Source organism: Mesorhizobium sp. M0514, from assembly GCF_040321145.1.
Lineage (GTDB): Bacteria > Pseudomonadota > Alphaproteobacteria > Rhizobiales > Rhizobiaceae > Mesorhizobium.
Genome location: NZ_JAMYQZ010000028.1, coordinates 1 through 13,390 on the forward strand (window position 1 = coordinate 1; position 13,390 = coordinate 13,390).

Sequence of the window (13,390 nt, forward strand, 5' to 3'; positions counted from 1 at the left end):
GGCGCGGCTGGCGCGCACACGCGACAGTTCGGTCGATAGCTCGGACAATTGCTGCGTCGCCAGCACCGAATTGTTGCCAGCCATCAACAGGTCCGACTGGGCGGAGCGGAAGGCCGCGACCTTGGCCTCTGCATCCCTGACCTGCTTCTGCAGATCGTCGATTTCCGGCCCGAGGAAGGCGGTCGCGGCGGCGTTCGACTTGGTCTTGGCATCCGCCTGGTAGGCCAGGTAGGCCTTGGCAATGGCGTTCGGAATGTCGGCGGCAAGCTGGGGATCTTCAGAGGAAAATTCGACGGCGATGACGCGGGTCTTTTCCACGCCATAAACATTGAGCTTGTCGCGCATCTTCGTCAGCACGCGCTCTTCGAGCGGAATTTCTTCCGGATCGCTCTTCAGCCCGGCAACGACCAGGAGCCGGGTGACCGGCGACATGCCGAGCGCATCGTTGAACTCGGGCTTGTCGCCCAGCTTAAGGTCGGCAGCCACCTGCTTGAGAATGTCGGACGAGGAAATGACCTGAACCTCGGTTGCTACACCTTCCGCATCGAGCACAGGTTTGTCGTCTTCATTGGTGCCGGCAGGCCGCGTATAGGCCGATTCGCTCAACTGGATTTTCAGCTGCGTCGTGGCCTTATAATGCGGCGTGGCAAGCCACGCGAACGCGAAGGCGAGACCAGTGACGAGAAGCGTGATCACAAGAATGCGCAGCCAGTTCCGCGCCAGGCTGGCGAAGAGCTGTCTCAGGTCGACATCGACATCTGCGGCCGCGGACTGGTCGGACATGCATTCCTGCTCCGGACATGAGGCTAGATGGTAGCGTAAACAACTATGGTAACTCAGCCGTTAAGATCGCGGTAAGCAGCTGTTAGGGTTTGCTGACATCCGGTAAACAAAGCCAGCAAAACTATACGGCTTTTTGTCGATTGCCGCCAAATCGGCCGCGTCCCTTTACCGGCCATTAACCCTAACAGGATGATAACGAACCCAGATCCTTAAGGTTTGCCGCCGTGTCCTGGCGGCCATAGCGACGAAGGTGTGTGTCCGATCATGAAAAGCGCTGCTGGTCTGTTTCGCGCTCTGCTGGCCGTGTCGATCCTCGCCGGCTGCTCCAGCTACCGGCCGACGCCGGCGGCCTTCCACGAGGTACTCGACCAGCCGTATCGGCTCGGCGCCGGCGACCGTGTCCGCGTCACGGTGTTCGAACAGGACGGTCTGACCAACACCTACAGTGTCGACCAGTCCGGCTACATGTCCTTCCCGCTGGTCGGCGCGGTGCCGGCGCGCGGCCACACGGCCCAACAGCTGGAAAAAGCGCTCGCCGACAAACTGCGCCAAGGCTATCTGCGCGACCCCGACGTGTCGGTCGAGATCGATCGCTACCGGCCGATCTTCGTCATGGGCGAAGTGGGCGCCGCCGGCCAGTATTCCTACGTGCCGGGCCTCACCGTGCAGAAGGCCATCGCGATTGCTGGCGGTTTCTCGCCGCGCGCCAACCAGGAAAGCGTCGACATCACCCGCGACATCAACGGCAAGGTGATGACGGGCCGGGTGGTTACCTCCGATCCGCTGCTGCCGGGCGACACGGTCTACGTTCGCGAACGCCTGTTCTGACATCAACGTGGCGGACCAGCTCAGGATCGTCCACTGCTTTCGCTCACCCGTCGGCGGAATCTTCCGGCATGTGCGCGACCTGACCGAGGCCCAGCTCGCCGCCGGACATGTTGTCGGCATCGTCTGCGATTCGACCACCGGCGGCGAATACGAGGAACGCCTGTTCGACCAGATGAAGGACAGCCTGGCGCTCGGCATCCATCGCACGCCGATGCAGCGCCATGTCGGGCCGGGCGACTTCGCCTCGGCCTGGCGCACTTACAGGATCATCAAGGAATTGCAGCCGGACGTGTTGCACGGACATGGCGCCAAAGGTGGCGCCTATGCCCGTCTGTTCGGCTCATTGTTGCGGGTATCTAGGTCTCGCGTAGCCCGCCTCTATTCGCCGCATGGCGGCTCCCTCCACTATGATGAAACGACGACGACCGGGAAGCTGTTCTTCGCGCTCGAGCGCTTCATGGCGCGCTTCACCGACTGCCTGCTGTTCGTCTCCGACTATGAGCGGCGCACCTATCGCAAGAAGGTCGGCGAACCGCCTATCCCGAACACGCTGGTCTATAACGGCCTGCGCGCCGCCGAGTTCGAACCGGTGGTCGCACAGCCCGACGCAGCCGACCTGCTCTACATCGGCATGATGCGCGACCTCAAAGGGCCTGACATTTTCATCGAGGCGCTGGTGCTGGCCGGGTCCCAGCTTGAGCGCCGCTTGACCGCGGTCATGGTCGGCGATGGCGACGACCTGCCGCGCTACCATGCGCAGGTGAAACGGCTGGGCCTCGAAAAACAGGTCCGCTTCTTGCCGCCTATGCCAGCCAGGGAGGCATTTTCGCTGGCCGATCTGGTCGTCGTCCCCTCCCGCGCGGAAGCCATGCCCTATATCGTTCTGGAGACGCTAGCGGCCGGCAGGCCGATGATCGCCACGGCCGTCGGCGGCATTCCCGAAATCTTCGGTGAGGGATCCCCTGCCCTGATCCGTCCCGATCCGCGCCAACTCGGCGACAAGGTGGGTGAAGCGCTGCGCGATCTCGACGCCTACCGGCGCGTCATGCCCGATACGGCCAGCCTCAAGGCGCGATTCGGCGCCGATGTGATGGCCGCCGAAATCGAAAAGGCCTATTTCGCCGCGCTTAACAGATAGACGACCCTCCAAAACCACAAGTTGTCTCAAGGTTTTTTTAGCTCTCTTTCTGCTATCGTCATCGCGGAAGCTTGTGGGAAACCCGATGAACGAGACCGACCCCACGCGCCGCTTTTCGGCCGATGCGGTGCGCAAATTCGACAGTCCTGCCGAGAGCCCCACGCCCGGCGGCATGAACAGTGTTGCCCGCCAGGTCGCCTCGCAATACCGGCGCGATACGATGTCGCCGGTCATGGTCAGCGGCGTATTGCGCATAGGCGAATTCGGCTTGCTGTTCCTGTCGGGGCTCGCGCTCTACTTCCACTTTGTCGGCTTCTTCAACTATCTCGCCTGGCAATATCCGCTGACCATTGCCGCGGCGTCATTCGTGGCCGTGGTGCTGCTCGACGTCAGCGATTGCTACCAGATCTCCGCCTTGATGCGACCGATCTCCAATCTCGGCCGCGTGCTGATGGTCTGGGCCGGCACCTTCGCGCTGATGGCGCTGACGGCCTTCATCATGAAAATGTCGGAGGATTATTCGCGTCTGCTGTTCGGCACCTGGTTTGTCGTCGGCCTGCTTCTGCTGTTCGGCCTCAGGCTGGTGATGTCGAAGCTGATCCGGCGCTGGGCGCGCAACGGCCGCATGGAACGCCGCGCCGTCATCGTCGGCGGCGGCAAGGCGGCCGAGATGCTGATCCGCTCGGTCGAGAAGCAGCCAGACAACGACATCCGTATCTGCGGCATCTTCGATGACCGCGGCGACAAGCGCTCGCCGCCGATCGTGGCCGGCTATCCCAAGCTCGGCACCATTTCGGAGCTGATGGAATTCGCCCGCATCGCGCGCATCGACATGCTGATCGTGTCGCTGCCGCTGACTGCCGAAACGCGCGTGCTGCAACTGCTGAAGAAGCTGTGGGTGCTGCCGGTCGACATCCGGCTCTCGGCGCATTCGAACGCTTTGCAGTTTCGCCCGCGCGCCTATTCCTACATCGGCTCGGTGCCGATGCTCGATATCTTCGACAGGCCGATCAACGACTGGGATTCGGTCGCCAAGCGCGCCTTCGACATCGTCTTCTCGCTGATCGGCATCATCCTGTTCTCACCGGTGATGCTGGCGACTGCCATCGCCATCAAGCTCGACAGCAAGGGGCCGGTGCTATTCAAGCAGAAGCGGCACGGCTTCAACAACGAGATCGTCGAAGTCTACAAATTCCGCTCCATGTACACCGACCGCTCGGACCCGACCGCCAAGCAGACGGTGACCAAGAACGATCCGCGCGTCACCCGCGTCGGCCGCTTCATCCGCAAGAGCTCGATCGACGAGCTGCCGCAGTTCTTCAACTCGCTGTTCGGCACGCTGTCACTGGTTGGCCCGCGCCCGCATGCGATTGCCGCGCAGTCGCACAACCTTCTCTACAATGAGGTGGTCGACGGCTATTTCGCCCGCCACAAGGTCAAGCCCGGCGTTACCGGCTGGGCGCAGATCAATGGCTGGCGCGGCGAGATGGACACCAATGAGAAGATCCGCATGCGCACGGAATATGACCTCTATTACATCGAGAACTGGTCGATGCTGTTCGATCTGCGCATCCTGGTCATGACGCCGCTGCGGCTGCTCAACACGGAAAACGCCTATTGAGCGCGATTTCCCATGATGTGCCGCAGGCTGCGGTCAATGCCAAGCTGATCGCGCTGATATCCTCGGGCGCGGTGTTTTTCGGCGTCTTCCTGTCAGGCTTCGTCATCGACGAACCGGCGCCCTACGATCTTTGCATGCTCGGGCTGATCGGGGTGTGGGTGCTGTTTGGCCTGCGCATATCGCGCGCCGCCGTGCCGCTGCTCGTGCTGCTGATCACGATGAACATCGGCGGCATGATTGCCATGACGCAGATGGCCGATCTCGCCAACACACCGCTCTATCTCGCCGTCTCGCTTTTTCTCGCGTTCACCGCGGTGTTCTTCTCGTCTGTGACGGCGGTGCAGCCCGGCCTCTACCGGCTGATCTTCATCGCCTATGTCGTCTCCGCGGTGGTGACCTCGCTGCTCGGCATTGCCGGCTATTTCCACGCTTTCCCGGGCGCTGAAATCTTCACCAGATACGACCGCGCCCAGGGCGCCTTCCAGGATCCGAACGTGTTCGGACCATTCCTGGTGCTGCCCGGCATCTATCTGCTCTATCTCCTGTTGACCGGCTCGATCGCGCGCATGCCGCTTCTGGCGGTGCCGCTGCTGATCATCACCGCCGGCATTTTCTTCTCCTTCTCGCGCGGCGCCTGGGGCATGTTCGCCGTCTCGGCCATCCTGCTCACCGGCGCCCTGTTCCTGCAAAGCAACAGCGGCAAGTTCCGGCTGCGCGTCATCATCATGAGCATAGCCGCCGTCACCCTGCTGGTGGTCGCCATGATCGTCATCCTGCAGCTGCCCGGCGTCGGCGAGATGTTTTCCAGCCGCGCCCAGCTCGAACAGAGCTACGACACGGCGCGCCTTGGCCGCTTTGCCCGCTACACGATCGGCTTCGAGATGGCGCTCGAACATCCGCTCGGCATCGGCCCGCTGGTGTTCGGCACCATTTTCGGCGAAGACACGCACGACATCTGGCTGAAGACGCTGATGGATTATGGCTGGCTCGGCTTCGTCTCGTTTCTGTCGCTGACGCTGTGGACGATCGCGGCCGGCTTCCGCATCCTTTTGCGCGACCGGCCGTGGCAGCCCTATCTGCTCTGCGCCTACGTCGCTTTCATCGGCAATATCGGGCTCGGCACATTCATCGATATCGACCACTGGCGCCATGTCTACCTGCTGCTCGGCCTGATCTGGGGCGCGATCGCGCTGGAATACAGGCATCAGCGCGGGTTGCGGGCGGTGGCGGCAAGCTAAACCGATGGGAAAGCCGCCGAGTTCGGATGACTTCGCCTTCAGAACGAATTGCGACCGACGATTTTGTCTATCTCGCGATACCGGTCACCCGCTCGGGATACCGCACTGCCAGCATCGATTTGTCGGCGTGATCGGCAAAGATGGCGCTGACCTTTTCGGCGTCGAACCGCGCCCGTCGCTTGCGCTTCTCGTCGTTGAGCAAAATCCCGCTGATGGCGTCGAACTTGCGGCCGAGGTTTTTCAGTATGCCTCTCTTGATCGGCCAGCTGCTGCTGAAACGGCCGGCCCAGGGAGTGCCTTTCGCCAGATCGCGATAGATCGCCATGGCGTCGACCTCGACACCGATCGGCGGACGGTCCCAGGGCTTGCCCCAGGCGAAGTGGCGGGCGTAGCAGCGGCTGAAAGGGATCTGGCTGGTGTAGTTGGTCATCACGTTCCAGAACGGGTGCATCGTCTGCCACCGTCCCTCGAAGGCCACGTTTAATGGGCCTTGGTCCATTCCGTAGACATGCTCGGACGCCAACTCCCGCGTACGCTCCAGCAGTCCCTCACGCCTGACGAGCGGCATGTTGAACACCAGCACACCCGAATTGAATTTCGGCGCCCCAGGCTGCACCGGCAGATGATTCCTGAACTTCGCGTCGAAATAGGTTTGCTCGTCGTGTGCGGCCAGCAGCGGAGCGTTGAGCGGGACGTTGCAGAGGTCTTCTATCGATCGGTTGAAAAGCACGTCGGCGTCTGAATAGGCGATGCGGTCATATGGTTCGAATTCAGGCAATTGATCGGCAAACAGCCTGATATAGGCTGCAAGAGTAGGATGTGGCCCACGGTTGAAGTTCGTCGCGTCCATGAATTTCGTTACGTCGATGATTCCGATCCTTCCACCGAGCACACGCTCGCCGAGCGAGCGATCTTCGGCGGGAACAATACCGGTGTGCAGAATAAAGCCGTCGACGGGGCCAGAAACATCCAGTACGCGGCGCGCGGCCAGACAGGCGTAAGGGAAGAAATTTTGGTCAGCAGCGAAAAAGAAACACGATTTCTGTGACATGCTATAAAAGCTCACCCTTCAACTGCTCCTTGTTTCGTCCAGGCCCACTGTAACTCTCAGGCGAAACCACCCAGCACTTCTGGAAAATGCACGGCCATGGCACCGGCATCAGCCTGCTCGGCGTACATCTTGTGTGTCTTGCGGCCATCATAGTGAGCCCGCCGCTTTTTGCGCGCGTCGTTCAACAACAGCCCTCGCGCGGCATCGATACTGCGTCCAAGCCTCTTCAGCACGCCCCGTTCGAACGGAATGCGTTGCCGGAAACGCGAAAGCCATGGCGTGTCCTTGGCAAGATCGCGATACACTGCGAGGGCGTCGAGTTCCACGCCAACCTGCCCTCCCCATGGCTTGCTGCCGGAAAAATGTCGGGCGTATGCCTGGGAGAATCTGTACTCCTTGGTGTAGTTGGACATCAAATTCCAATTGGGATGCATCGTCTGCCACTTGCCCTCGAAGGCGATGTTGAGCGCATTTTGGTCGTTGAGCTTCTTCTCCATGGCGACATGGCGGGTGCGCTCCAACAACCCTTGTTCGCGCACAGCACTCATATCAAACAGCAGCACGCCTGAATTGAAGTACGGCGCCCCCGGCTGCATAGCGAGCTTCTGTCGGTAGGTCGGCAGGAAGTACATGTAGTCGTCGTGGGCTGCCAACAGCGGGGCGTGAAGTTGTTGATTAGTCAGATCCCCGATGTCCCGGTTGAAAAGCACGTCGCAGTCCGTGTAAGCGATCCGGTCATATCCCTCGAACGCAGGCATCTGATCGGCGAAAAGCCGAATGAATGCAGCGATACCGCTGTCACGGAAGCCGGACCTGACCTTCGCCATGAACGACGAAACGTCGACCAGTGCAATCTGGTCTTTGAGCAGGCGCCGGGCGACCTGCACATCGTCCTCACTTGCGCCAACGTGAAGAATGAAGCCGGGGGTCGTCGCGGAGACGTCCAGTATTCTGCGCGCGGCCAGACATGCATAGGGAAAGTAGCCGCCGTCAGCCGCAAGAAAAAAACAGGAATTCGGCACGGCCAATCCTACTTGTCGATGTGCCGCGAGCCATATCGCTTTGCCGTTGCAACGACAAGCCAATAGCCGGACTTCGTTGCAATCGACGGCAAGACTTCACGGCGCAGCCACGATCAAAGCCGGCAAGGCTCCACTGCACTTGGTCGGGCTCACCACCGCCCGCCTCGTGCTTGGCGCCAAGAGGCGGTGGCCGACAAGAGCAATGAGATCACCGCGTTCCACCGCTCCTTGCACGTCTTGAAGGACGACGGTCAAGGGGTAAACACGACGGCCGAGAACCGCTATTCCTTCAATAGTAGTATGGTGGCAGAAGCCGAGAAGATTTTCTATGCTTACGTCAATGTTTTTGCATTCGACCGGCGACGACGGTTGCGCTGTAAGACAAATTTAGTTTGCTTGTGTCGTTCCCGAACTACGAAGAGCGACATAACTGGGGGGAATCAATGAACGCCGTGATCGTCATTCCGGCTCGCTATCAATCCGGCCGATTGCCAGGCAAACCGATGATAGAATTAGCTGGCGTCCCCATGATCGAGCGAACTTATCGGCGATGCGCTTTGGGCTTTCCTGCCGAACATATCTATGTGGCGACCGATGACGAGCGCATTTACCAACATTGCGTGGGCGTCGGCATCCGCACGCTGATGACTTCTCCGGATTGCCCGACGGGCACCGACCGCGTTGCCGAGGTCGCCGACAGTGTCGCAGCAGACCTTTATATCAACGTCCAAGGGGACGAGCCGCTCTTCAACCCTCGCGACATTCAACTGATTCTGGATGCCGCAGAGGCTAATCCGGGCGAAGTTCTGAATGGCGTTTGCCCCATAGATACTGAGGAGAGATTCCGCAGCCCTTCAATCCCAAAGGTAGTGATGCGCCCAGATGGACGTCTGCTCTACATGTCGAGGGCTGCCATCCCGACCAGCAAGGCGTTTCAGTTCAAGAAGGCTTGGCGCCAGATATGCATCTATGCATTTACGCCCGAAGCGTTGAGGGCATTCCGCGGCGCCAAGGGAAAAACAGGTTTGGAGCAGATCGAGGACATAGAGATTTTGCGCTTCCTCGAATTGGGCTTCGATGTCCGCATGGTGCCGGTGTCCTCAGACTCTGTCGCAGTGGATACCCCTGCTGATGTAGCGACAGTCGAAGATATTCTGCGACAGGGCGAAAGGTAGACACTATGGCCAGCCTGCGGCGGATCATAAAGACGTTCAGCGCTTCGCTTGAATTAGGCTTGCCGGCGATTACAGGAGACGCCCTGGTGGTCGGCTCGGCACCGGGATCTCGCCCGCCTAGCGGAGCGTTAGACGGCTTCACGCTGATGACCGTCAATGCCTCTCAAGTGTTGGCCGAAAGCTGGGGCTTCGGGGTCCCTGACTTCACTATATTTCGCCCTCAAATCGGAGATGACCGGCCTGAGGATATCAAAGCTCGTGAAGTTCTGGCCGACCGCTCGACAAAAACCGCTATCGTCGTAGATTGGAAAGAGGATCGCTCGGCTTTCGAAGCCATTCTGCGCGAGATGGGCTATGGATGGCAGGCACTGACTCTCCTGACCGAATGGCAAAGACAGCGCGTAATGTTCAAAACCGCGTGCGCGACTTCAGCGCTCGAAGTTGGCAAGCTCAACATCTCCAACGGCATCCTTGGCGCTGGCTTGTCGTTGTACTTAGGCGCGCGCCGCGTGGTGATGGCCGGGGTTTCATTCTCTAAGGACGGACATGCCTACGACAACGCGCATATAACCAAGCGTCTGCATATCGACGACGATCGACGTATTTTGAATGCGTTGTCGAAGCGAACCGGCAAGGTCTTTGCGGCCCAGCCCGCTTTAGCTGGCGAATGCGGCATCCCTTTGTGGCAATAGTTCCCAGAACCTGCAGCGGACGCCGCGCAGAAACTTGCCCTGGCGGCGGCCCCCACCGGAATTCACCGGCAATGATCGGCTTCTGTTCTTATGCGCCAATTTATCCCTTGCGCGCCGACCCTTGAGAATATAGGGCTTTGCGCGGTCCGGAGTGTAGCGCAGCCCGGTAGCGCACTTGACTGGGGGTCAAGGGGTCGTCGGTTCGAATCCGGCCACTCCGACCAAGTTTTCCCCACAACTCAATGCTTTGGCATGTTGCTTCCTGTTCCGTGGACTTGATCGCCAATGATCAGAGCGCGGGGTCCCGAAAATTTCCGGAGTGAGCCCGATCCGGACATGCGCAAGCGCCCAAGTGATGCGAGCCATGGGTAACTCTCTTGGGATGCGGAATTAGGTGTGGAATTAGAGTGCAAATGCAGCTTTGAAGAAGGTGTAGGCACGGGGGAACGCAGATGTCGAAAATGACTGAACGGTTGCGTAAGCTTGGCATTCTGAAAGCGCGGAACACATTGCCTGGATGCGTAAGGGTCGGTCTGCATTCGCACAGCAACTTGCGGCCCAGTTCTTTTCTCCATTGCACTGATCAGTCGCCGGTTGAAATCGGCACCTTTTGCTCAATTGCGCCTGAGGTCCTGTTCGTCTGCCAAGCTAACCATCCGACAGAAACAGCCTCGACCTTCGGAATCCAAGATCGGATCGTTAAAACAAAGACGATGTATGAGTACCTGCGGACAAAGGGGCCAATCGTCCTCGGCAATGACGTCTGGGTAGGAACGAGGGCTATTATTCTTTCTGGTGTTACGATAGGTGATGGCGCCATAGTTGCCGCTGGCAGTGTGGTGACCAATGACGTGCCGCCTTATGCCATCGTCGGAGGCAATCCGGCGAAACTTATCCGGTATCGGTTTTCGGACGAGACCATCGCGGCGATGCGAAATATCCGTTGGTGGGATTGGCCACTCGAGGTGATCGAGCAGGAGAAGGCAGCCTTCGACTTGCCTGCCGACGAATTCGTGAGGCGTTTTGGAGGGAACGCGAAGCCATGAGATGCTTGGTGATCAATCTTGATCGGTCGGCAGACCGGCTGGCTACAATGGCGGCCGAGTTCGCAGGGATCGGCGTTCCTTTTGAGCGCATTGCAGCGGTCGATGCCCGCAACGATCCTTTGAGTTTTCCCGTTTCAAGCCGCCTTACCAGACCGGAGATAGCTTGTTTTCTCAGCCATCGGAAATGCTGGCAGATCATTGCCGACGGCGCGGATCAATATGGCGCCGTCTTTGAGGACGACGCCGCTTTCAAAAGCGATGCCGGATCCATTTTGTCCAACGACGGCTGGGTGCCGCGCGACGCCGATATCGTCAAGCTTGAGACGATGTTCGGCCAGGTCAGGCTGGGGCGCATTGGCTCCATCGGGAACGGCTACGCGGTTGGCCGGCTGGTGGGCGAACATCTCGGAACGGCCGGCTATGTCATTTCGAAGGCTGCAGCTCAAAAGCTGCTCGGCCGTATAAGACACCTGAAGGAGCCGATCGATCTCACATTGTTCAGTCCGAATTCATTGACCTTCGCGTCCAACAAGACATATCAGCTAGCGCCCGCCCTTTGTGTTCAGAGCCAACGGCTTCCAGGAAGAACAGCCAACTCGACACAGATCCAACTGGCACCGCATCATCCCAAAAGCATGGCAACAAAGGTTCACGGAGAATTCTCGCGACTGTTGGCCCACTGCCGAAATGGAACCTTCTGGCGAACCCAGAAGGTGGATTTGCGTTGGGACTTGACGAACGACGTGCCCCCGCCTTTGCGGTCCATGGATCAAATGGCGAAGGATCATCCGAGCCGCGTATCTGGGCTTTGATGTGGGCTTCCCGCAAACAAGATGCGTTTCTTACAACGTCACGCCGGCGTGCCGCTCAATGAATGGCTCGATGGGGCCGGTCAGCAAAGGGGCTTCCTGCTTGATCTTTTCGTCGCTCCAATCCCACCACCGGATCGCCAGCAATTTCGCAATGACGTCCTCCGAAAACCGATAGCGGATAAGTTTGGCCGGGCTGCCGCCAACGATCGCGTATGGCGGTACATCCTTGGTTACAACCGCGCCAGCAGCAACGATAGCGCCGTCCGCAATGTGTACGCCTGGCATGATCATCGCAGAGCGGCCAATCCAGACATCGTTGGCGATGGCAATGCCACCGGGTTTGCCACCATTTTCACTTGGATCGGCCGCGTCCATCATGCGGCTGTAGATCGGGAATGTCGTTGCGGCCCCAGGGGAGTGACTTCCTCCCGAACATATAAGGCTGACGTTGCCGGCGACCGAACAAAACGCCCCGATGGTCAGCGGAGCGTGCCCCGCGGTTCCAAATACCTTCTTGCGGCTCACGCCATAGCTGTGGCGTCCGATTGTCACGCTTGGTGGCAGCTTGGACCGAAACGGGCTTTTCACCCCTAGCCATTTGGCAATACTCACGGCGACCACCTATGCACTGATGCCAAAGAACTACAGGGTTTCGCGACAAATGAAAGCGAGCGGACTTTGCAGCCTGCTGGCTCAGCCGTCGGTTCGAACCCGGCCACTGCGACCGTCTCAAAGCACAAACCAGTCCTCCTTCCCCAAAATCATCCGAAGCGTCCCTACTGACAAACATCAACCCATTCGGCGCCGACAATCTGTGCCATGCGCTGCGGGCTGAGCCTTACAGCGGCGTTGGTGGCGCCGGCCGCGGGCACGACTTCATCGAAGGCGCGCAGCGAGACGTCGCAATAGACCGGCAGCGGCGCCGGCAGGCCGAATGGGCAGACGCCGCCGACGGGATGGCTGGTAATCGCGACAACCTCGTCGGCGTCAAGCATGCGCGGCTTGCCGCCGAAACGGTCCTTGAATTTGCGGTTGTCGAGCCTCGACATGCCGCCGGCCACGATCAGCATGGTCTCACCGCCGACGCGGAGGCAGATGGTCTTGGCGATCTGCGCCGGCTCCACGCCATGCGCCTCAGCCGCCAGCGCCACCGTCGCCGAACTCGCTTCGGTGACGAGCACTTCGACATCGGGCGCATGGGCAGCCAGGAAGGCGCGCACGGATTCAAGGCTCATCTCGGCATTGTCCCATTCGAAAACGGTTAGCGTTCACACTGGATAGCTTCACGCTCGGTCGGCGGCAACCTCCCCGCCCCTCGACGGCCGCAGCGATGCCAAGCCAGGCGGGTCGCGCCGCATGTCGGCAACGCAAGGCGCATCCCCCGTGCGGGAGATGTGTTCGGGCTGCTGCATTGGTAGGTCGCAATGGATCAGGGCCGGCGCTGATGCTGTGCTCCCACGACCAACTGGAGAGATCATCATGCTCAAGCTCGCCTCGGCTCTGGCGCTGCTGCTTATCGGGCCGGCGCCGCTGCTTGCCGACGACATGCCGATGAACGCGGACGCCATCAAATGGGGGCCTGCTCCTGCTGTCCTGCCCGCCGGCGCGGACATGACTGTCATCGCCGGGGACCCCTCGAAGGATGGCATCTACGTGCTGCGGTTGAAGCTGCCGGCCGGCTACAGGATTGCCGCGCACAACCATCCCACCTCGGAATATGTGACGGTGATTTCCGGCAATTTTCATATCGGCATGGGCGACAAGCTCGACGAGACCAAGGGCATCGAACTGACCGCCGGCGGCTTCGGCGTAGCCCCACAGGGAATGAACCATTACGCCTGGACGACAAGCGCTACGATCGTCCAGGTTCATGGCGAGGGGCCGTTCGCGATCACCTACGTCAACCCGGCGGACGATCCGAGCAAGAAATGACATTCGCCATTGGGCGAATGCAACGAGCCCGCCAGGGCAAACCGTGGCGGGC

14 protein-coding genes, 1 tRNA gene and 1 pseudogene are annotated in these 13,390 nt (G+C 59.9%); 11 read left to right on the forward strand and 5 right to left on the reverse strand.

The annotated features are described in order from the left end of the window. Positions 1-783 (reverse strand): GumC family protein (locus NKI61_RS13855; RefSeq protein ID WP_352839794.1); only part of this gene is annotated, 783 nt, incomplete at its 3' end. 264 nt (positions 784-1,047) lie between these two features. Between NKI61_RS13855 and NKI61_RS13860 the strand changes: the two genes are divergently transcribed. The 4 genes from NKI61_RS13860 to NKI61_RS13875 all read left to right on the forward strand — a co-directional run bounded on the left by NKI61_RS13860 (position 1,048) and on the right by NKI61_RS13875 (position 5,608). After that, the gene (locus tag NKI61_RS13860; RefSeq protein ID WP_023682330.1) at positions 1,048-1,611 is read left to right on the forward strand and encodes a polysaccharide biosynthesis/export family protein; all 564 of its coding nucleotides are present in this window, start codon (positions 1,048-1,050) and stop codon (positions 1,609-1,611) included. A 7-nt stretch (positions 1,612-1,618) separates the two neighbouring features. Next, entirely contained in the window at positions 1,619-2,749 is a 1,131-nt protein-coding gene (locus NKI61_RS13865; protein ID WP_352839796.1) for a glycosyltransferase, read from the forward strand. 85 nt (positions 2,750-2,834) lie between these two features. Then, entirely contained in the window at positions 2,835-4,370 is a 1,536-nt protein-coding gene (locus tag NKI61_RS13870) for an undecaprenyl-phosphate glucose phosphotransferase (RefSeq protein WP_352839797.1), read from the forward strand. Further along, positions 4,367-5,608, forward strand: a complete 1,242-nt coding sequence (locus NKI61_RS13875) for an O-antigen ligase family protein (RefSeq protein WP_023715407.1) — start codon at positions 4,367-4,369, stop codon at positions 5,606-5,608. Before NKI61_RS13870 ends, NKI61_RS13875 begins: the two co-directional genes overlap by 4 nt. Before the next feature lie 67 nt (positions 5,609-5,675). On the opposite strand, the gene NKI61_RS13880 is transcribed toward NKI61_RS13875, so the two are convergent. Next, the gene (locus NKI61_RS13880) at positions 5,676-6,659 is read right to left on the reverse strand and encodes a glycosyltransferase family 8 protein (RefSeq protein WP_352839798.1); all 984 of its coding nucleotides are present in this window, start codon (positions 6,657-6,659) and stop codon (positions 5,676-5,678) included. 56 nt (positions 6,660-6,715) lie between these two features. Further along, positions 6,716-7,681 (reverse strand): glycosyltransferase family 8 protein, encoded by a 966-nt coding sequence (locus NKI61_RS13885; protein WP_352839800.1) that lies wholly within the window; start codon positions 7,679-7,681, stop codon positions 6,716-6,718. Between the two features lie 69 nt (positions 7,682-7,750). Between NKI61_RS13885 and NKI61_RS13890 the strand changes: the two are divergent. The 6 genes and pseudogenes from NKI61_RS13890 to NKI61_RS13915 form a co-directional block, all read left to right on the forward strand. Further along, a pseudogene (locus tag NKI61_RS13890) lies at positions 7,751-7,933 on the forward strand (ISAs1 family transposase); the annotation flags it as partial. Positions 7,934-8,124: 191 nt separating this feature from the next. Continuing rightward, the gene (locus NKI61_RS13895; RefSeq protein WP_352839802.1) at positions 8,125-8,856 is read left to right on the forward strand and encodes a 3-deoxy-manno-octulosonate cytidylyltransferase; all 732 of its coding nucleotides are present in this window, start codon (positions 8,125-8,127) and stop codon (positions 8,854-8,856) included. 5 nt (positions 8,857-8,861) lie between these two features. Then, positions 8,862-9,548 (forward strand): hypothetical protein, encoded by a 687-nt coding sequence (locus NKI61_RS13900; protein ID WP_352839804.1) that lies wholly within the window; start codon positions 8,862-8,864, stop codon positions 9,546-9,548. 147 nt (positions 9,549-9,695) lie between these two features. After that, positions 9,696-9,772, forward strand: a tRNA-Pro gene (locus NKI61_RS13905). Positions 9,773-10,000: 228 nt separating this feature from the next. Further along, positions 10,001-10,594: a CatB-related O-acetyltransferase gene (locus tag NKI61_RS13910; protein ID WP_352839805.1), complete on the forward strand. Its 594-nt coding sequence runs from the start codon at positions 10,001-10,003 to the stop codon at positions 10,592-10,594. 8 nt (positions 10,595-10,602) lie between these two features. Further along, positions 10,603-11,406, forward strand: coding sequence for a glycosyltransferase family 25 protein (locus NKI61_RS13915; RefSeq protein ID WP_352839807.1), 804 nt, complete (start codon positions 10,603-10,605; stop codon positions 11,404-11,406). A 30-nt stretch (positions 11,407-11,436) separates the two neighbouring features. On the opposite strand, the gene NKI61_RS32905 is transcribed toward NKI61_RS13915, so the two are convergent. Further along, positions 11,437-12,018 carry a CatB-related O-acetyltransferase gene (locus NKI61_RS32905; RefSeq protein ID WP_502899897.1) on the reverse strand — a complete coding sequence of 194 codons (582 nt, stop codon included), beginning with the start codon at positions 12,016-12,018 and terminating at the stop codon, positions 11,437-11,439. Positions 12,019-12,182: 164 nt separating this feature from the next. Then, complete coding sequence (locus NKI61_RS13925; RefSeq protein ID WP_023669382.1) at positions 12,183-12,641, reverse strand: YbaK/EbsC family protein; 459 nt, start codon at positions 12,639-12,641, stop codon at positions 12,183-12,185. A gap of 244 nt (positions 12,642-12,885) precedes the next feature. On the opposite strand from NKI61_RS13925, the gene NKI61_RS13930 reads away from it, so the two are divergent. After that, on the forward strand, positions 12,886-13,338 hold the full coding sequence (locus NKI61_RS13930) for a cupin domain-containing protein (protein ID WP_352839809.1): 453 nt from the start codon (positions 12,886-12,888) through the stop codon (positions 13,336-13,338). Positions 13,339-13,390: the final 52 nt, after the last annotated feature.